General features: G+C 70.1%; 19 protein-coding genes. 11 read left to right on the top strand and 8 right to left on the bottom strand.

Going from position 1 to position 18,517, the window contains the following annotated elements:
• Positions 1-107: 107 nt before the first annotated feature.
• From ACIBG7_RS29835 to ACIBG7_RS29820, 4 genes are read left to right on the top strand one after another with little or no spacing between them, the layout of a single operon-like run.
• Positions 108-2,192 carry a nitrate- and nitrite sensing domain-containing protein gene (locus ACIBG7_RS29835; RefSeq protein ID WP_397338375.1) on the top strand — a complete coding sequence of 695 codons (2,085 nt, stop codon included), beginning with the start codon at positions 108-110 and terminating at the stop codon, positions 2,190-2,192.
• The gene (locus ACIBG7_RS29830; protein WP_357919217.1) at positions 2,189-2,593 is read left to right on the top strand and encodes a roadblock/LC7 domain-containing protein; all 405 of its coding nucleotides are present in this window, start codon (positions 2,189-2,191) and stop codon (positions 2,591-2,593) included. The genes ACIBG7_RS29835 and ACIBG7_RS29830 overlap by 4 nt, the downstream gene beginning before the upstream one ends.
• Positions 2,590-2,937, top strand: coding sequence for a DUF742 domain-containing protein (locus tag ACIBG7_RS29825; protein ID WP_397338374.1), 348 nt, complete (start codon positions 2,590-2,592; stop codon positions 2,935-2,937). Before ACIBG7_RS29830 ends, ACIBG7_RS29825 begins: the two co-directional genes overlap by 4 nt.
• Entirely contained in the window at positions 2,918-3,490 is a 573-nt protein-coding gene (locus tag ACIBG7_RS29820; protein WP_357919211.1) for an ATP/GTP-binding protein, read from the top strand. The genes ACIBG7_RS29825 and ACIBG7_RS29820 overlap by 20 nt, the downstream gene beginning before the upstream one ends.
• Here the strand turns inward: ACIBG7_RS29820 and ACIBG7_RS29815 are convergent.
• The 5 genes from ACIBG7_RS29815 to ACIBG7_RS29795 form a co-directional block, all read right to left on the bottom strand.
• Positions 3,487-3,840, bottom strand: coding sequence for a DUF742 domain-containing protein (locus ACIBG7_RS29815; RefSeq protein WP_357919208.1), 354 nt, complete (start codon positions 3,838-3,840; stop codon positions 3,487-3,489). The genes ACIBG7_RS29820 and ACIBG7_RS29815 overlap by 4 nt on opposite strands.
• Positions 3,837-5,936, bottom strand: a complete 2,100-nt coding sequence (locus tag ACIBG7_RS29810; RefSeq protein ID WP_397338373.1) for a nitrate- and nitrite sensing domain-containing protein — start codon at positions 5,934-5,936, stop codon at positions 3,837-3,839. The genes ACIBG7_RS29815 and ACIBG7_RS29810 overlap by 4 nt, the downstream gene beginning before the upstream one ends.
• A 76-nt stretch (positions 5,937-6,012) precedes the next feature.
• Positions 6,013-6,579, bottom strand: coding sequence for a DUF998 domain-containing protein (locus ACIBG7_RS29805; RefSeq protein WP_357919203.1), 567 nt, complete (start codon positions 6,577-6,579; stop codon positions 6,013-6,015).
• A 79-nt stretch (positions 6,580-6,658) separates the two neighbouring features.
• Positions 6,659-7,096 (bottom strand): hypothetical protein, encoded by a 438-nt coding sequence (locus tag ACIBG7_RS29800; protein ID WP_357919201.1) that lies wholly within the window; start codon positions 7,094-7,096, stop codon positions 6,659-6,661.
• Between the two features lie 73 nt (positions 7,097-7,169).
• Positions 7,170-8,705, bottom strand: coding sequence for an MDR family MFS transporter (locus tag ACIBG7_RS29795; RefSeq protein WP_397338372.1), 1,536 nt, complete (start codon positions 8,703-8,705; stop codon positions 7,170-7,172).
• A 74-nt stretch (positions 8,706-8,779) separates the two neighbouring features.
• Here ACIBG7_RS29795 and ACIBG7_RS29790 point away from each other — a divergent pair, with 74 nt between their 5' ends.
• Positions 8,780-9,319: a TetR/AcrR family transcriptional regulator gene (locus ACIBG7_RS29790; RefSeq protein WP_397338371.1), complete on the top strand. Its 540-nt coding sequence runs from the start codon at positions 8,780-8,782 to the stop codon at positions 9,317-9,319.
• On the opposite strand, the gene ACIBG7_RS29785 is transcribed toward ACIBG7_RS29790, so the two are convergent.
• A complete protein-coding gene (locus tag ACIBG7_RS29785; RefSeq protein ID WP_397338370.1) occupies positions 9,309-10,241 on the bottom strand; it encodes a hypothetical protein in 933 nt (310 codons plus the stop codon). The two genes, ACIBG7_RS29790 and ACIBG7_RS29785, sit on opposite strands and share 11 nt — an antisense overlap.
• 43 nt (positions 10,242-10,284) lie before the next feature.
• Here ACIBG7_RS29785 and ACIBG7_RS29780 point away from each other — a divergent pair, with 43 nt between their 5' ends.
• On the top strand, positions 10,285-11,088 hold the full coding sequence (locus ACIBG7_RS29780; protein ID WP_397338369.1) for a hypothetical protein: 804 nt from the start codon (positions 10,285-10,287) through the stop codon (positions 11,086-11,088).
• Between the two features lie 3 nt (positions 11,089-11,091).
• Here ACIBG7_RS29780 and ACIBG7_RS29775 read toward each other — a convergent pair whose 3' ends face one another.
• Complete coding sequence (locus ACIBG7_RS29775; RefSeq protein ID WP_357919189.1) at positions 11,092-11,349, bottom strand: helix-turn-helix domain-containing protein; 258 nt, start codon at positions 11,347-11,349, stop codon at positions 11,092-11,094.
• A 214-nt stretch (positions 11,350-11,563) separates the two neighbouring features.
• Here ACIBG7_RS29775 and ACIBG7_RS29770 point away from each other — a divergent pair, with 214 nt between their 5' ends.
• From ACIBG7_RS29770 to ACIBG7_RS29760, 3 genes are all read left to right on the top strand, one after another.
• Positions 11,564-11,929 (top strand): STAS domain-containing protein, encoded by a 366-nt coding sequence (locus ACIBG7_RS29770; RefSeq protein WP_357919186.1) that lies wholly within the window; start codon positions 11,564-11,566, stop codon positions 11,927-11,929.
• 74 nt (positions 11,930-12,003) lie between these two features.
• The gene (locus ACIBG7_RS29765; protein WP_357919183.1) at positions 12,004-12,168 is read left to right on the top strand and encodes a hypothetical protein; all 165 of its coding nucleotides are present in this window, start codon (positions 12,004-12,006) and stop codon (positions 12,166-12,168) included.
• Between the two features lie 276 nt (positions 12,169-12,444).
• Complete coding sequence (locus ACIBG7_RS29760) at positions 12,445-12,993, top strand: YbhB/YbcL family Raf kinase inhibitor-like protein (protein ID WP_397338368.1); 549 nt, start codon at positions 12,445-12,447, stop codon at positions 12,991-12,993.
• An 11-nt stretch (positions 12,994-13,004) separates the two neighbouring features.
• Here the strand turns inward: ACIBG7_RS29760 and ACIBG7_RS29755 are convergent, their stop codons facing one another.
• Positions 13,005-14,819 carry a M4 family metallopeptidase gene (locus ACIBG7_RS29755; RefSeq protein ID WP_397338367.1) on the bottom strand — a complete coding sequence of 605 codons (1,815 nt, stop codon included), beginning with the start codon at positions 14,817-14,819 and terminating at the stop codon, positions 13,005-13,007.
• Between the two features lie 459 nt (positions 14,820-15,278).
• Here ACIBG7_RS29755 and ACIBG7_RS29750 point away from each other — a divergent pair, with 459 nt between their 5' ends.
• Together ACIBG7_RS29750 and ACIBG7_RS29745 are read left to right on the top strand one after the other, a co-directional pair.
• Complete coding sequence (locus ACIBG7_RS29750; RefSeq protein ID WP_397338366.1) at positions 15,279-16,904, top strand: RICIN domain-containing protein; 1,626 nt, start codon at positions 15,279-15,281, stop codon at positions 16,902-16,904.
• Between the two features lie 745 nt (positions 16,905-17,649).
• A complete protein-coding gene (locus ACIBG7_RS29745) occupies positions 17,650-18,102 on the top strand; it encodes a hypothetical protein (RefSeq protein WP_397338365.1) in 453 nt (150 codons plus the stop codon).
• The last annotated feature ends 415 nt before the right edge of the window (positions 18,103-18,517 follow it).

Genomic DNA, 18,517 nt, shown 5'->3' with positions numbered 1-18,517 from the left:
CTAGTCTCCTGTGCGATCTTCCGGAGGTGTCTTCGCACGAGCGCCCAGGACTCCGAGGTTGGGACATGAGCTCGAGAAACCGGTCGATTCGGCGAAAGATCTTCTTATTGCTGCTTCTGCCGCTCGTTTCCCTCAGCGCGCTGTGGGGATTCGTACTCAACCTCACCGTGTCCGAGGGGCAGGCGCTGCGGCGGGCCGAAGACCTCTACGACACCATCGGTGTCACCTCCACCGAGCTGGGCGTGCAGCTCCAGGCCGAGCGCAGCCGCTCGGCCGAGGCGCTCACCACCCGCAAGCCCACCGCCGAGCTCGGCGCCCAGCGCGTCCGCACCGACCAGGCGATCAACGAGCTCAACGCCTCCGTCGCCGAGGCCGGCGACCTGGTCGGCGCCGACCTGCGGGCCGCGCTCGGCCAGCTCGCGACGCACACCGGGCGGCTCGGGTTCATCCGTGACACCGTGGACAGCGGGTTCCGCTCCCGGCTCGACGGGCTGACCGAGTACGACCGGGTGATCGACGCGCTCTTCCCGGTCTACGACCAGCTCATCGCGCTGCCCGACCTCTCGCTCTTCCAGCAGGCCTCCGCGCTGCAGACCATGGCCAAGGCGCGCGACTTCCTCGCCCGCGAGCAGGCCCTGGTGGGCGCGGCGCACCTCGACGGCCGGCTCACCACCCTCGAGGTCGCGGCGCTGGCCGAGTACGTCACCACCCGCAAGTTCCTCCAGGCCCGCGCGCTGGCCGCGCTCGACCTGGAGCTGCGCCAGCCGTACGAGCTGGCCTTCGGCAGCCGCACCTTCCTCGACTTCGCCATCGTCGAGGCCCGGGTGCGCGAGAGCGGGACGCCCGCCCCCGAATGGGGCGCCGCGGTCAACGCGGCCATGGCGCAGTTCGACCAGCTCGGCGCGGCCTCCTCCCGGCTGCTGGCCCAGCGCACCTCCGACGCCGCGACCGGCGTCGCCACCCGCATCGCCGTCGCCGGCGGCGCGGGACTGCTCGCCGTGCTCGCCTCCATCGTGATCTCCGTCCGCTTCGGCCGCCGCCTGTCGCGCGAGCTGGCCGACCTGCGCACCAACGCCCTCGAACTGGCCGAGGTACGGCTGCCGCGGCTGGTCGAGCGGTTGCGCCTGGGCGAGGAGGTCGACGTCAAGGCCGAGACCCGCACCCTCAACGTGAGCGGCTCGACCGAGATCATCGACGTGGGCCGGGCCTTCGCCTCGGTGCAGCGCACCGCGGTCGAGGCGGCGGTCGGCCAGGCGGCCATCCGGCGCGGCGTCGCCCAGGTCTTCCTCAACCTCGCGCGGCGCAAGCAGGGGCTGCTGCACCGCCAGCTCGGGCTCCTGGACGGCTTGCAGCGCCGTACGCACGATCCTGACCGGCTGGAGGAGCTCTTCCGGCTGGACCACCTGACCACCCGCATGCGGCGGCACGCCGAGGGCCTGATCACGCTGTCCGGGGCGACCCCCGGCCGCATCTGGCGGCGGCCGGTGCCGGTGCTGGACATCGTCCGCGCCGCGGTCGCCGAGGTCGAGGACTACACGCGCGTGGACGTCGAGTCGATGCCGCTCGCCGCCGTCGACGGCTCCGCCGCGGCCGACCTCACCCACCTGCTCGCCGAGCTGGTGGAGAACGCCACCCTCTACTCCGCCCCGTCCACCGCCGTGCGGATCGGCGGCGACTCGGTGGCCAACGGCTACGCGATCGAGGTCGAGGACCGCGGGCTCGGCCTGCCCACCGACCGGTACGCGGCGATCAACGCGTTGCTGGCCGAGCCGCCCGAGTTCGACCTGGCCGACAGCGACCGGCTCGGCCTGTTCGTGGTCGCCACCCTGGCCCAGCGGCACGGGGTGCAGGTCGTGCTGCGCGCCTCGCCGTACGGCGGGACCACTGCGATCGTGCTCGTGCCCAGCCGCCTCATCGCCGAGCCGGAGGAGCCCGCGGCGGAGCCGGTGGTGGTGGAGCGCGTCGACCGGCCCCGGGCCCTGCCCGAGGCGCCTCGCAAGCCGATCGCCGTCGTCAGCGCCGACTCCCACGCCGGTTTGCCCCGGCGTGTACGGCAGGCGAACCTGGCGCCCCAGCTCCGGGCGCCGGACCCAGAGCCGGAACCGGAACGCTCTCCCGAGCAGGTACGGGACCTTTTCTCCGCGTTCCAGCGCGGTACCCAACGTGGCAGGCAGGAAGAGGGGGACTCATGAACCCGACGAACGTGGGAGAGCTGAACTGGCTTCTCGATGATCTGACCAGCCGGGTCGGCTCGGTACGGCAGGCGGTGATCCTGTCCACGGACGGCCTGGCGGTCGGCTACTCCAAGGGCCTGATCCGCGAGGACGCCGAGCACCTGTCCGCGCTCGCGGCCGGGTTCCAGAGCCTGGCCAGAGGCGCCGGACGCCACTTCGGCGGCGGCGACGTCCGGCAGACCATCGTCGAACTGGACTCCGCCTTCCTGTTCGTCACCGCCGCCGGCCAGGGCACCTGCCTGGCCGTGCTGGCCGACGGCGACGCCGACGTCGGCCACATCGCCTACGAGATGGCGATGCTCGTCAAGCGGGTCGGCCAGCACATCACCACCAATCCACGGAGGGCGGTGAACCTGTGACCGAATGGATGGACGAGGAGGCCGGGCCCATAGTCCGGCCTTACGCACTGACCAAGGGCCGGACGCGGGCCGCGGGCGAGACCCTGGACCTGGTCGCCATGGTCAGGGCCACGGGCGAGCCCGCCTCCGGCGTGGGGCCGGAGCACGAGGCGATCCTGCGCGCCTCACGCTCGCCCATCTCGGTGGCCGACCTGGCCGTCGAGCTAGACCTGCCCGTGGGCGTCGTCCGGGTGCTGCTCGGCGACCTGCGTGACCACGGACTCCTCACGGTGACGTCCCAGGTGGGGCCGCGCTCGAGCGAGCGCATTCTCAAGGAAGTGATCAATGGACTCCGGGCTCTCTGAAGACCCCGTCGCGCTCAAGATCCTCATTGCCGGGGGCTTTGGCGTGGGCAAGACCACCCTCGTGGGCTCGATCAGCGAGATCAAGCCGTTGAAGACCGAGGAGGTGCTGTCCGACCGCGGGATCGGGGTGGACGACCTCGACGGGGTCGAGGGCAAGACGACGACCACGGTCGCCATGGACTTCGGCCGCATCACCATCCGCGAGGGCCTGGTGGTGTACCTGTTCGGCACGCCCGGCCAGGAGCGGTTCTGGTTCATGTGGGACGAGCTGTCCTACGGGGCGCTCGGCGCGGTCGTGATCGCCGACACCCGGCGGCTGACCGACTGCTTCCCCTCGATCGACTACTTCGAGCAGCGCGGGACGCCGTTCGTGGTCGCGGTCAACTGCTTCGACGGCGAGCCGACGCACAGCATCCAGGACGTGAAGATCGCGCTCGACCTGGAGGACCACGTGCCGGTGCTGATGTGCGACGTCCGGCGGCGCGCGTCGGCCAAGGAGGTGCTGATCGCGCTGGTCGAGCACTCGCTCCGGACGCTCACCACGGCCTCCTAGAGCGCTCGCAGGCCGTCGATCACCTCGCGCAGCAGGCCTTCCATGGCCGAGGCGGGGGCGGCCTGCCGTACCTGCACGAGGTCCTGGTCCATGAGGTCGGCCAGCAGCACGCGGGCGACGCCGACCGGCAGGCCCAGCTCCGAGGCGAGCTCGGCGACCGGGCGCGGCAGGGCCAGCGCGGCCAGCAGGCGGCGGTGCGAGACGCCGAGTTCGGCGCGCTCGGGCACCGGCCGGCCGGTGCGGGCGACCGTGGCCAGCAGGTCCAGTTCGGCGGTGGGCCGGGTGCGGCCGCGCGTGAGCGCGTAGGGCCGCACGACCGGCTCGTCCACCCACTCGTGCGGCTCGCTCATGCCTTCTCCTCGATGCGGCCCTGCTGGAGCCGGCCGGGCCGGACGCGGCGTGGCAGGTCGGGCGCCGGCGCCCCGTCCGGCACCGGCGTCAGGTTCGGGGCCAGGTTGGGGGCCGGCGTCAGGTTCGGGGCCGGCACGTCGGGGACGGACGCCAGGCCGAGGGGCACGGCCGAGACGGCCGGCACGGCTGGGGTCTCGGGGGCGGTGTCCCGGACGGCCGGGACGGATTCCAGACCGGCCTTGCGGGTGCGCCGCGGCAGCAGGTCCCCGTCGGGCTCCGGCGGCGGCGCCATCGGCTCGACCAGCTCGGAGGGGAGCAACACGATCGCCGTGGTCCCCCCGTACGGCGAAGCCTTCAACGTCACCTGCACCCGGTGCCGGGCCGCCAGCATGGCGACGACGGCGAAGCCCAGCCGTTCGGAGTTGGCGGGGTCGAAGTCGGCCGGTCCGGCGAAGCGCGCGTTGACCTCCTCGCGCTCCTCCGGGCTCATCCCGAAGCCGCGGTCCTCGACCTCGATGACGAAGCCGCGGCCCACGCACTCGCCCCGGACCGAGACCTCGTTGGCGGAGAAGGTGGTGGCGTTCTCCACCAGCTCGGCGAACAGGTGCATCAGGTCGGCCACGGCCGCGCCGACCACCCCGATCTCGGGCATCGGGTAGATGCGCACCCGGGTGTACTCCTCGACCTGCGCCGCGGCGCCGGTGAGGACCTCCTCGACGGCGACCGTACGCCGCCAGACTCGGCCGCCGGAGCCGCCGGAGAGCAGCACCAGGCCCTCGGCGTGCCGGCGCATCCGGGTGGTGAGGTGGTCGAGCTTGAAGAGCCTGGACAGCGCGTCCGGGTCCTCGGTCTGTCCCTGCATGTCCTCCAGGAGCTTGAGCTGGCGCTGCACCAGCCCCTGGGTGCGGCGGGCGAGGTTGCGCAGCGCCTCGGCGATGCCCTCGCGCAGCTCGGCCTGGCCGACCGCGGCGTCGACGGCGGTGTTCTGGACGCTCTCGAAGGCGGCGGCGACGTCGGCGATCTCGGTGGTGCCGCCGGTCGGGATGGAGACGGGCAGGATCTCGGCCTGCTCGCCCTTCTTCAGCCGGGCGACGAGCTGCGGCAGCCGTACCGACGCCAGTTCGATGGCGGCGGCGCGCAGCCCGGCCAGCTCGCGGGTGAGCCGGCGGCCCATCCGCAGGGCCAGGAAGAGCGAGGCCAGCACGGCGATCAGGCCCAGCACGCCGGCCAGGCCCGCGCGCACGATGATCAGCCGGCCGGCGGGCTCCATCCGGCTCAGCAGCACGTCGCTGGACGCCCAGACCGCCTTGGTGTAGTCCTCGACCAGCGGGTCGGCGATGCGCCGCCAGGTGTCGGCGGTCAGCGCCTGCTCCTCCAGGAGGGTGGTCACCGCGCGGTCGAAGGGCCCGAAGTCCACCTTGTCGTACGGCAGGCGCAACGCCTCGTCGAGGTCGCCGAACGCCCGGCGCTGCAACCAGGTGCGCGACCCGTCGAGCTTGGCCAGCGCCCGCCGGTCGGCGTCGCTCAGCCGCGCGCCCGCGGCGACGACCAGGGCGTGCTCGCGGCTGAGCAGCTCACGCACCTGGTCGGTGGCGATCACGGCGTTGGCTCGGCGGTAGAGCTCCAGGTCGGTGCTGAGCGCGACGGTGGAGTAGAGCGTGTGCACGGCGTCGGAGACGGTCGCGTACTGGGCGACCATGTCGGCCGGGTCGAGGGTGCGCTCGTCGACGCCCTGGCGGATCTCCGGCAGCCGGTCGAGCGCGGTGAAGACGTCGGCCAGCCGCTCCCGCGTCTCCGGCCTGAGGTCGTCGAGCTCCTTGACGCTCCGGCTGAGGGTGGCGCGGGCCTTCTCGGTCTCGGCGCGCCGCGCGGGCAGGTTCTTGCGCTCGGCGGAAGCCAGCCGCTCCTTCTGGAGCGCCGAGACGAGACCGTCGGAGGGGTCGATGAGACCGCGCCAGACCGATTCGACGCGCAGCAGGTTGAGCGCCTCGCCCGTGGTCGCGCTCGCCGCGAAGATCCAGAGCACGACGAGGGAGACGAGGGGGAGGACGAGCAGAACTGTGATCTTGAACCTGATGGATCTGCCCGATGCCATACCCTGCTCCCGGATAGAAGATCGCGGCAGAGAATAGCACCATAAATCACAGCAATTGACTGTCGAACGCCAGATGTCAAGAAACCGACAGGGGTCGCGTCAGCCTCACCAGCCACCCGGCGAGCACCGCGACCAAGGCCACCTCGGCTCCGAGCAGCAGTCGCTCCACCAGCCCGATCAGCACCTGCTCACCCGGAAGGGCCACGTAGGTCAGGGCCAGCAGGCCGAATCCGGCCGCCAGCGCCAGCCACTCCACCGGCCTCGCCACCGCGCGCCAGGTCTCGTCGGCGGCCAGCCTGGGGACCATCAGCACCGCGGCCACCAGCAGGCTCACGAAGGCCGCCGCCTCGGCCGCCAGCGCCAGCTCGGTCACCGGGCTCACCGCGGCCAGCACCAGCGCGCCGCTCCAGCCGAGGAGCAACCGCTCCGGCGCGCCCTGGATCGGCGCCCCGGCCTGCTTCAGCCCGCCGACCAGGGCGAAAGAACCCACGCCCAGCACGGCCAGCACCCAGCTCGCCGCCGAGTACTCGTCCATCCACCCGAGATCGGGGGCGGAGGCGAGCTGCGCGAGCGCCGCCACCGCGGCGCCGCCGATGGCGGCCAGCGGGAAGCATCTCTTGGCGAAGGACACGAAGACCGGCATACTCCGAGGGTCCCGCGTCAGGCCCGCCCGGACATCCGGTGCCGTCCCCTAGACGACCCTGAGAGCCCCCTGAGGGCCGCTACTCCTTATGCGCGAGGCGGGTGGCCGGCTCGGCGGCCGCGTCCAGGCAGGGTTCGCACATCTGCACGCCGGCCAGCCTGCCGTCGACCTGGCCGGTGCAGATGCCCGGGCGGTCGGCGTGCCGGAAGCACAGGCAGTGGCAACTGGTCTGCTCCTCGTCCACCTCGAGGGCGGGCTCGGCGGACAGCGGCTCCTCCACCAGCTCGATGAACCGCCGCACCGGCGGCGCCTCCAGGACCGTGGCGCCCAGCGTCCTGAAGACGGCCGTGAGCGGGGCGAAGATCTCGCCGAGGTCCTTCAGCAGGTCGCCGGCGGGTGACGGCGGCGCCGGTTTCTCCTCGGGAGGAGCCCACCGCATGGCGTCCGCGCTCACTGTCTCCCAGTCCTCTACGGCGCCGTCGATGGCGTCGAGGACGTGGTCCGGGTCGTTGGGCATGGCCTTCTCCAATCGACTGGCGCACTCCGAGTCGACATCTCCACGGTAACCCCGCGACCGCCGCCTGTCAGGGTCAGCGCCCTCTCAGGGGCAACTCCTTCAGGAAGAGGACGGCCAGGAAGCCGAGCACGGCGATCGGGACGCCGACCAGGAAGACGGTCTCCAGCGCCCGGGTGAAGGACTCCAGGATCACGCCGCGGATCGGCTCCGGCAGCCGCTGGATGGCCTCGGGGCTGCCGAGCTGCAGATTGGCCGCCCCGCCACCGGCCCCGGCGGGCAGCCGTGACAGCAGCTCGTCCTTCAGCCGGTTGGTGAGGATCGCACCGAAGGCGGCCACGCCGACCGCGCCGCCGAGCGAACGGAAGAAGGAGACGCCCGAGGTGGTGGCCGCCAGGTCGCGCAGCTCGGAGCCGTTCTGGGCGGCGAGGATGAGCATCTGCATGGTCAGGCCGAGTCCGACACCGAGGATGCCGACGTCGAGCCCGATCAGCCAGGGCGAGGAGTCGACCTGCAGCCGCGACAGCAGATAGAGCGCCACGGCGACCAGCACCAGGCCGACGACCGGGAAGAGTTTCCACCGCCCGGTCGAAGTGACGACCTTCCCGGAGATGACGCCGGACAGGAACATCGCGATGACCATGGGCAGCGTCATCAGACCGGAGGCCGTGGGGCTCATGCCCTTGACGATCTGCAGGTACTGCGGCAGGAAGATCATCGCCCCGAAGAGCGCGACGCCGACGAAGAGCGAGGCGAGGCTGGTGAGCACGAAGGTCCGGTTCCCGAACAGCCGCGGCGGCAGGATCGGCTCCTTGGCCCGCCGCTCGGCCACGACGGCGAGCAGCAGCATGACCACGGTCACCGCGCCGAGGATGTAGGTCCAGGGCGAGTTCCACTCGAACTCGTGGCCGCCGAAGGACAGCAGCAGCATCAGCGCGCTGGCGCTGGCCGTGATGGTGAAGGCGCCCCAGATGTCGATGCTGGCGTCCCGGCGGATCCGCGGGATGCGCAGCACCTTCTGGATCACCACGAAGGAGACCAGCGCGAACGGCACGCAGACGTAGAAGCACCAGCGCCAGCCGAGCCAGTCGGTGTCGACGATGAAGCCGCCGATCAGCGGCCCGGCGACGGTCGAGATGCCGAAGACCGCGCCCATGTACCCCGAGTAGCGGCCCCGCTCGCGCGGGGGCACGATGTCGGCCAGGATGACCTGCGCGAGCGCGCCGAGCCCGCCGACACCCAGCCCCTGTACGGCACGCGCCGCGATGAGCTGGCCCATGTCCTGCGACAGCCCGGCGGCGATCGAGGAGAGCACGAAGATCGCCATGGAGATCTGGAAGAGCAGCTTGCGGCCGTACAGGTCGGACAGCTTGCCCCAGAGCGGCGTCGAGACCGTCATCGTGAGCATGCTGGCGGTCGCCACCCACGAGTACTGATCCTGGCCGCCGAGCTCACCGACGATGGTCGGCAGCGCGGTGCCCACCACGGACATCGAGATCATCGACGTCAGCATGGCGATCATGAGCCCGGAGAGGATCTCCAGGATCTGCCGGTGGGTGTAGTGCCGCTGTTCGGACTGCTGGTCTGACTGCTGCTCGGTCCGGGTCTCCACTAAGCCCCTCATCCTCGGACAAATGGTTAGAGCAGCTAAGTATACGCCCGTTTACATCCAGATAGAATGGGCCGGTGAAGACACGTGACCGCGAGGCGACGCGGCAGCGCCTGCTCGACGCCGCCCGCACGCTCTTCGCCGAGCACGGCTACGAGCAGGTCACCGTCCGGATGATCGCCACCGCCGCGGACGCTAACGTCGCCCTCGTGGCCCGCTACTTCGGCTCCAAGGCCGAACTGTTCGGCGAGGTCGTCATGGGCGAACCGGGCATCCGCCGGGTCTTCGGCGGCGACCCCGCCACGCTGTCCCGCCGGGTGGCGGAGTACGCGGCCACCCGGATGCACCTGGAGCCCGAGAGCCCGATCCTGCGCTCACTCGAACGCTCGGCCGGACACCCCGAGGTGCAGGCGATCATCCGCGAGCGGCTGCGCAACGCGATCATGGAGCCGCTGGCGCGGCACCTCGGCGGGGCTCACGCGGTGGAGCGCGCCCGGCTGGTCACCGCGATCTTCCTCGGCATCGGGACGGTCCGCCGCATGGTCGGCCCACACGTCCCCAGCACCGCCGAGGTGGACCGCCTGACCGCGGTGTTCGAACAGGCCCTCACTCCGTGACACGTCGGTAGGTCGGCAACAGGACCAGGAGGGCGACCAGGAAGGACACCGCGGCGACCGTCAGCACCTGCGGGACCGGCACGTCGAACGCCCCCGGCGTCTGCTCCGACCCCGCCAGCCACCCGACCGGCCCCCACGCGGCCACCGCGATCCCCGCCCCCACCCCGAGCGGCACCGCGGCACAGACCATCCCGCGCACCACCCAGACCCGCCCCTTTCGGCCCGACGCGTGCGGCTGGAGCACGAGTACGGCGACGAACAACACCAGCGCCCCGCCCAGGAACCCGGGTGAGGGCAGCGCCCGCCATTCGAGCCCCTCGTCATCGGCCAGGAGCGCCGCCCGGGTCCGCACGTCCAGTCCGGCCTGTTCGAGCCGTCGCACCACGTCCGGCCCGATCCCGGCGGGTCCCGCCTCCACCAGCCAGTCCATCTCGTCCGGCTCCGTGGGCAACCACCCGAGGACCACCACCTGCGGATACCAGGACCGCTCGACGGCCGCCATCGTGCCCACGACCGTCCACTGCTCCCTGGCCCGCTCCAGCACCTCCGGCCCGACGCCCTCCTGGACGACCGCCTCCCCCTCCTTCTCCGGAAACCGGCCGCTCACCAGGGTGAACATGCCGCGGGTCAGCCGATCTCGCATGTCGATCACCATCTCGCCGTCCCATGTCCGGCTGTCCAGCCACATCACCCGGCTGCCCTCAGGCAGCAGCGCGGTGACCTGAGCGGCGGTGAGGAAGGGCCGCATTTTCGGCTCCGCGCCCACGCTGCCGCGGTCTGCGACCACCGCGTCGGCCGCGCCATACTGCAGCGCCGTCTGTTCGCGCGTGGAGAGATCGACCGTCTCGGCGGCGACCGCGAGCGCGGTGAACCAGCCGCAGAACAGGAAAATCAGCACGAAGGCGATCAAGGCCCGCCACATACGCGAATCTCACCATAAGATCGGCCACCGGAGGCGAGATCTCGTGCGACATCTCCTGCGAGTGGTCCTGGCGGCGGGCGCCGTGGTCGCCGTCCTGTCCGGCTGCGCCACCGCGCAGCCGCGAGCCATCGCCACCCCGACCGCGATGACCACGTCGCTCACCGCGCCACCGACGATCTCCCTGGACTGCGACGAGACCTTCGAGCTGTCCCTCGACCGCGCCGGCCGGCCGGACTTCACGGCGCTGTGGGAGGCCGGGGCCACGGACTGTAACGAGCTCAGCCACCTGGGCGTGCCGATCTCTCCCTTCGAGTTCTACGCCTACACCGGCGGCCACCCCTGGCAGGGCAACCACCTGGAGACGCTGGGCGAGCTCTACGCCCGCTGCGGGAGCACCGACACGCTGGAGGAGTTCGAAACCGCCACCGGCGAACGGCGGCCGCCCCCGCCCGACTCCCTCGCCGCCGCGCTGCGGTTGTGCCCGGACCATCCCTTCCGCGGCTTTTGGCGCACCGTCGTGCGCAAGGACGCCTACACCCTCGACGACCTCGCACCGCCGCCCTCGTACACCGTGGTCGTGGAGTGCTCGCCCCGGCGGGTCACCGTACGGGTCACCGACGGCCGCCCGGACTTCCGCGCCGCCTGGGCGGCGAAGCCCAAAGAGTGCGACGACGTGCGCCGCGTGGCCTCGCTGAGCCGTACCGAAGTCACGGCCCTGCGAGCCGCCCCGCCCAGCGACGTGGATGTCGACTGGCTCTACCTCGTCTGCGCCCAGCTCACCCGGGACATCGAACAGGACCCCGCCGCCCGGCTCCTCTGCCCGGACCACCCACGGCTCCGCGGCTGACGGTCAGCGTTCACCGGCCAGGTGCCGGTCGGCGAAGATCTCGATCAAGTGCCGCACCGGCGTCCCCGCCTCCGTCGGATAGCGGAAACTCAGGTCCGGGTTGAGCCCGTACCGATTGCGGCGCCCCACGCGCTCCCGCGTCAGATAACCGGCTTCGTGCAGGTCGTTGACGATCCCCTGCACGGTCCGCTCGGTCACCCCGATGCTCGCGGCGATGTCACGCAGCCGGACCTCCGGATCTCGAGCGATCTCCAGAAGCACCCGGGCATGGTGCGTGAGGAACGTCCACGTCGGTGTTTCCGGGTCATCTCGGCGCACGGCGACTCACACTCTCATGTCTGCGGGGGCGTAGCCTTATGCAGCAGCCATTGGTTGAACTATATTTCAGGTATTGTCCTTCGGTAGTCAGCGGATCGTCCGGGGGTGCGTGTCCAGTGTCTTTCCCACGAGCTCGGGGCGAGGTGGCGGACGCCCGATGACCCCGTTGCTCCTGAGCTGCTCGCAGTTCACCGGCGGCACCATGATCACGGTGACCGGTGAGCTCGACTCCACCAACGCTCAGCTCCTCGAGGCCTACCGCGCCGAGGTCCACCCCGACTTGACCCGGCCGCTCGTCCTCGATCTCGGCGGCATGACCTTCATGGACAGCTCCGGTCTGCAGCTCCTGCTCCGCCTGCACGAGCTCGCGCGGCGTAGCGGCTGCCCCCTGCTCCTCGCCGACCTCCACCCGCGTGCCGCCCGGGTCCTGGAGATCACCGGTGTCCTGCCGCGGCTCACCGTGTACGCCACCCCCGAGGAAGCGCTCCACGCCGCCGGTCTGGTGAACAGCACCGCCCCCTGACATGACTTCTGTCATCCGCACCCCGTGACAGCGGCGTCTACCTCGGCCCCTGTGTTCGGGCCGATGATCTAACCATGACGAACAACGACACCACCCCCAACTGGACCGTCGGCCTCCCCGCCGGACTCGCCATCGGCATCGCCGTCGGCCTGGCCCTCGGCAACCTGGCCCTGGGCATCTCGCTGGCCGTCTGCTTCGGCGTCGCCCTGGCCATGACCATGGGCAAGAAGCCCTCCTGACCCCCTGCGCTGGGGAACCCCGGCGGCAGACTGAAGCCCCCGTTCCTCACCACCAAGCACCGCCTGATGGCCGAGGCCCGCCCCAGCGCGGGCACCGACCTCCACGGCATGGTGATGGACTTCGACGCCTACCTCTGGCAATCCCCCGCCACCACCAACAGGGATAAGCCGATGTTATGGAGAAGTGAACGGTAGCCGACAAAAGGACCGCTTCGTACGGTGCCATTAGAGGACCTCCAGCAGAAACGAGCAGACGAAAACCGTTCAGGAGGCCTGATGGCCGTCAAGCACTTCGTGCTGACCGCACTTCTCGCCGGATCAGCCGCAAGCCCGTCCGCAGCATTCACCGTGACCAGCAGCGCCTTCGCCCCCGGCGGGTTAATACCGAAGGTGCACGAATGCACTAGCAGCGGCACCAACGACCCCCGCCAAAAGAACGAATCCGTTCCATTGTCCTGGTCAGGCGCCCCCACCGGCGCCCGCAGTTACGCCGTCGTCATGCGCGACCTCGACAATTCCCAGCTCATCCACTGGGTCATCTACGACATTCCCGCCGGCGTCACGTCCCTGCCGCAGAACGTCGACCACACCTACCGCCCATCCGTCCCCGCGGGGGCACGGCAGGTGTATTACCGAGGCAGCGCCAGCCTGTACGGCTACCAGGGCCCCTGCTCGCCACGCACGGTCAACACCTACGAGTTCACCGTCCACGCCCTCAACCGTGCGACGCTCTCCGAGCTGACCTCCAGCTCATCCACCTCGACCGCCGCACGGGTGATCACCGCAGCGACCCTGGGCACGGCCCGCGTATCCGGCGAGTCGTAACCCCTGAAAGGTCATCGTCTCCACAGAGCCGGTACGGCAGGCGGCACCCAGTCCGGCTGCGAGGTGTGCGCGATGCGGCAGGTGTACACGGTGCTCCGATAGGTGACCTGGTCGCCCACCGAGTACCGCTTCCACGGCACCCAGGCGGACGGCCCCTGCGGCACGGTCACGGTGAGGCTGAAGGTCCTGGTCCGGGTGATCGCCCCCGAGACGGCCCGCACCTCGATGACGTGCGTCCCCGCCGGAGTCGCGGCAGAGGTGGCTAACGTCAGCGTCGCCGACTGCCCGCCCTGCACGGTCGAAGGCGAGAGCGCCGCGCTCACACCTGGCGGCAACGCCCCCGCCGACAGGAGCACAGCCGGGGCCGGGGTTGAGGTGGTGGAGGTGTCGACCCGGGCGACCGCGACCGCGCCCTGCTCGACGCTGCGCGAGGCGGGTTCGAGCCACAGGTCGAAGCAGGCCGGCTCGCCCGCCGCGGCCGGGACGCTCACCGCGTTCCACGCGTCCTGCACCGCCGAGATCATGGAGCAGTTCTGCGGGAACAGGGCGCGGGCCGCCTGGATCGTCGCCGCCCTGGCCTTTTGGTGCGTCCACGGCAGCGTCTTCATGTTGAGCGCGGCCATGTAGATCTTGCCGGCGTTCTGGATGCCGATGCCGTTCAAGCTCGGCCGCCCCTGGCAGACCGGGCTGGCCGGCTTGCCGGGCGGGTTGGTGCCCTCGGCCAGCAGGTAGAACCAGTGGTTCTGCACCCCGGCCCCGGCGTGCGGCTCCGGGTGCTCGCCGGTGTAGCAGTTGGGGTCGCCGGCCTTGGACGGGTCGTACATGTAGCGCAGCGGCCCCTTGCCCTCGAAGTCCACCTTCTCGCCGACCTCGTAGTCGGGCGGGTCGACCGGGTTGCCGGCGTAGTGCTCGGTGAGAGCGCCGAAGATGTCGCCCGTGGACTCGTTGAGCGCGGCGGTCTCCTCGCCGCTGCCGGGGCCGCCGGGGGTGGTCTGGAAGATGGCGTGGCCGTACTCGTGGGCGACGACGTCCATCGAGGTCATCTGAAAGGTGCCGTCGGTGTTGGCGCCGAACAGCGCGTACTTGGTGGCCCACCAGGCGCCGGGGGCGACGAAGCCGACCCGTCCCGGGAAGCCGCGGCCCTGGCCGTCGATGCCGTGTCGGCCGAGCCAGGTGCGCAACATGTCCCATTGGCGCTGCTGGCCGTACATGACGTCGACGCAGGCGCGGACGAGGGCGGGCGGCTGCTCGGGGAGGATGCGGTACGGCCGGCCGTCCTGGCCGCCGCAGGCGACGCCGGGACGGGTGGGGTCGACGAGGGTGTAGTCCTCGGGGGTGCCGGTCACGTCGATGAGGACGCGGCCGTTGTGTTCGCCTTCGGCCTCGACCTGGAGGTTTCTGACGTTCTGGATGACGTCGACGATGCTCCCGTCCTCGGCGTCGACGAAGACCCGTAAGGCGGTCGGCTTGCCGTCCCTGGTGCGACCGGTGACGGTGACGTCCCAGGCCAGGCGTGGGGTGAGGGTGGCGGCGTGCACCGCGAGGACCGGCTCGGCGACCTCCTCGACACTGGCCACCTGCGTCTTGGCCCTGGTGAGTGCATCGGCGGCGGACAGGGTGGGGTCGGTGCCGACGGTGATGGTGCCGCGCTGGCCGGTGACCACGTCGAGGACGGTGGCGCCGTCGGTGTTGACCACTACGTCGCCGCCGTACACCGGGAGCCCGGCGTACTCGCGTTCGTAGCTGAGGTACTGCAGGCCGTGCGCGCCCTCGACGGTCTTGGCGAGGGTGAAGCTCTCCTGGGGCCCCGCAAGGGCGGGTGGCATGGGCGGAGGGACCATCACCAGGACGGGTAACAGCGCGAGAGCAAGGGATTTGAACACGCTGTGCATTCGTGGTTCCTCTCAGCCATACAGTGCCCCCACCCTGCACCGGAAATGGCCGTTCAAGTAGCACCCGTTTCCCTATATCACCCTGCTATCCCCCGGCCACCTGCGAAGACGTCCGACCAGCCAATTAAACCCGGCAGCAGAACCACTTATCGGCCACCCCGAACAAACCCTCTGCGCCAGAAAATGAGTTGACATCCACCCTGGAATATGTTCTCCAATTCCCTTCAGTAAGTTTTCTTTACTGTGACATTCGATACATTCCACGGAACATACTTTTCTGCTTAGGGTGGGGACCGACAAGCCAGTTCCGGCCGACCGCCAGCCGAATCCCATTCTCCCGAGCCGTATTCGGCATGCGCGGAATTCCGGAAGCAACGGGGAGGTCATTGTCCGATGCCATTCATCACCCGTAGCCGCGGAGGGGTCTGGGCCCGCACGCTCACCCTCGTCTTACCGGCACTCGTCCTGCTCGGCCTCACGTCTGCCGTGCCCGCCACCGCCACCTCGACGGTGCCGATCGTCCCGCAGGTCACCTGCGTGGGCGACGGCTCCAGCGGCCACCGCGTCAAGTTCGTCTATGCCTACGAGGCGGACAACTACCGCTACGACGAGGCCGAACCCCTCATCCGCGCCGCCGCCTGGGTCACCCAGCAGAACGTCAACGACAGCGCCCGCCGCGACGGCGCCGAGCGCTGGATCCGCTACGCCACCACCGGCTCCACCGGCTGCGACCTCGACATCGACGTGCGCGTGATCCCGAGCGGCACCTCCAACGACGGCGTCGGAGCCCTGAAGGCGCTCGGCTACACCGCCTCCGACCGCATCTACATCGGCTACTTCGAGAGCGCCACCAACTGCGGCGGAGCAGTGACCCACGACGACATCGCCGACGACGACTCCGCCGGCGTCACCAACCGCCACAACCTGTACCCCTCGTGGGTCAGCCTCGCCCCGCACTGCGCCACCGGTCACGAGATGACCCACGAACTCGCCCACGCCCTCGGCGGCGTCATGCCGAACGCCCCCAACTACGTCGCCGTCGGCCACTGCAGCGACACCAACGAGGCCGTCTGCCAGGGCGGCTCCACCGTCGTCTGCCCCGACCCGCTCGCCGTCCGCCTCATGGACTGCGGCAAGGACGACTACTTCGGCGTCGTCCCCGTGGGCACCTACCTCAACACCCGCTGGAACGCCGCCAAGGACAGCAAGTACATCGAGCACGGCTCCGCCGTACCCACGATGACGACCATCCCGCCCCTCACCCCGCAGGTGCTCCAGGCCGTGGACGTCGAAGGCACCGAGATCGTCTTCACCTACACCCCCAGCACCAAGACGTACGGCAGCGGCATCACCCACCAGGTCGAGCTCGCCCGTGACGGCGTCACCATCGCGACCGTCCCCACCTGGAAGCAGTCCATCCGCGTCACCGGCCTGCCGGCCAACAGCAGTGCCTACTACACCTTCCGCGAGCACGTCACCCAGGGCGGCGTCACCCGGACCACCGCCTGGTCCCCCAACCTCATCGTGCTGACCGACCCCGTCGGCGGCGCCACCGCCGGCACCGTCGAGGCCGGCACCACCTCCGTCTTCACCAACGACGTCGTCGACTCCACCGGCCCCAACCAGGCCCTCGACCTCTACTCCTTCTCCGGCGCCGACAACGCCCCCATCGTGCAGTGGCCGCAGAACAGCGTCCGCAACCAGCGCTGGCGCATCGCCGACGCCGGCGGCGGCGCGTTCACCATCTCCTCCGTCCACAGCCGCAAATGCCTGTCCACGCTGGGCGGCTCCGCCACCCCCGGCACGGCCATCGTCCAACTCCCGTGCACCGGCGCCGCCTCCCAGAAGTGGACCTTCCCCTTGATCACCGGCGTCACCTACCAGATCAAGGCCGGCGTGGGCACCAACCAGTGCATCCAGTCCAGCGGCGGCGGAACCAGCGGCGGCACCCCACTCGTCCTCGCCCCCTGCAACACCTCAACCCCATCCCAGCGCTGGACCAACCACCAGATCGGCTGACTCCACCCGGTTCCGGACGGCAAGAAGGCCCTCTCCTTCGGACGAAGGAGAGGGCCTCTGCTCTGCGGAGGCTCGAGGCTTCCAACACCGGACAAGCGACCCGCTGCGACTGGCTTAGGCGAATCACACTCGGGCGAGATCGGCGTAAACACGGCAGCCATCCGCCGGCGAAGCGAACCGCTCCACGACGTCCAACGTGCCAGGCTCCGAGGTGAGCCTCACTTCGGAGGCCGGGGCCTTGGACACGACATCGGACCGGCGAGGCCCAGTGCCCAGAACCGGTCGGTGCGTGGAGGCGTGAGGGTTCCGTCGGCCCGTGAGGCGGCCAAAGCTTCCACCGGCCGCCCCACTGTTCGCAGAAGCGGGACCCCGTAGTGCTGTCGCTGACCAAAATCATCAGATCGGACGCCTCATGAACCGTGACCGTGCCACATTCCGGCCGAGCAGGCTGCGAACCGCACGACGCGGCCTCCGGCCCGAGGATTAGCGAGCGCGAGACGACCGGCGCGGACGCTCTCAGCCACGGCGTTCAGAAACAAGAAAGCTCTGCGAACAGTGTCCCTCGCGGCACCGAACCAGGTAGCAGTGCAATCCGCCTTCCACGATTCTCGTCAGTCTCGCCCAGCCCGGCCTTTCCCCGCAGGTCACCCCAATTGCCCGGCTTGTCCGCTCGGAAAGGTGCACGTAAGCGGCCCGCAGGCGTCGTGGCTCACGCTCCGTACTCAGAACACATCAAGGAGCCAGCATGCGCCCCCTGCAGATCCCCACCCTCATGCTCGCCGTCGCCTTCATGGCTGGCTGCACTGCCCCCTCCACGACAACCATCACCCGACCTGACGCCGCAGGGCCGGTCGCGCCCTCGCGTGCGGCAGCGTCCGGCACGAGCCAGCCAGAGACTCCGGCCCAGGCCCCGGAGCCCACCCAGTTCGAGTTGCGGGTGAAAACCCTCAAGAAGCAGTGCTTCGGGAGCGCCGGCTGCAACGTCACCTACTCGATCAAGGTCGGCTACGACGGTCCCGAGTTGGACCCGGACGTCGCCTACCAGGTGACCTACAAGGTGACCGGAGCTGACGACCCGATCATCAATACCTTCACAGTTCAGGGCACTGACGTCACCCGCCAGGAAGAGGAGTTCGCGAGCACGCCATCATCCGGAAGCACGCTCAAGGCCAAGGTGATCGAGATCGAAGAGCAATAGACCCTCCAACGTAGGGTGCCCGAACCTGGCCGCCGGGTGGCCTTACCGTCCGGGCGGCCGTGGCTCCTTCGGCGGGCGACCGAAGCGCTTGCCGAGGCAACCGGCAGCTCCGGATAGCAGACCCGTTAGCCCCCTCCCGGAAGGGAAGCCAACTCCCTCTACCACTACGCCAGGGGCACTGACTTTCACGACCTGGCTGGTTTTCGGCAGCGGGTTCGCCCACCGCTTCTGCAGCCGGGGCCATGGCAACTGGGTCTGCAACCACGCCACTTCTCAGACATCAAAAAGGCCCTCCCCTTCAATGAAGGAGAGGGCCTCTGTCCTGCGGAGGCTCGGGGATTTGAACCCCGGATGGGCGGTAAACCCAAACCGCATTAGCAGTCCCCTGAGGCATGTGATCGATTGCCATCGACCA

The organism is Nonomuraea sp. NPDC050328, from assembly GCF_044459405.1.
Lineage (GTDB): Bacteria > Actinomycetota > Actinomycetes > Streptosporangiales > Streptosporangiaceae > Nonomuraea.
The sequence above is the reverse complement of the archived record's forward strand: the minus strand, read 5'-3'. Positions and strand labels throughout refer to the sequence as shown.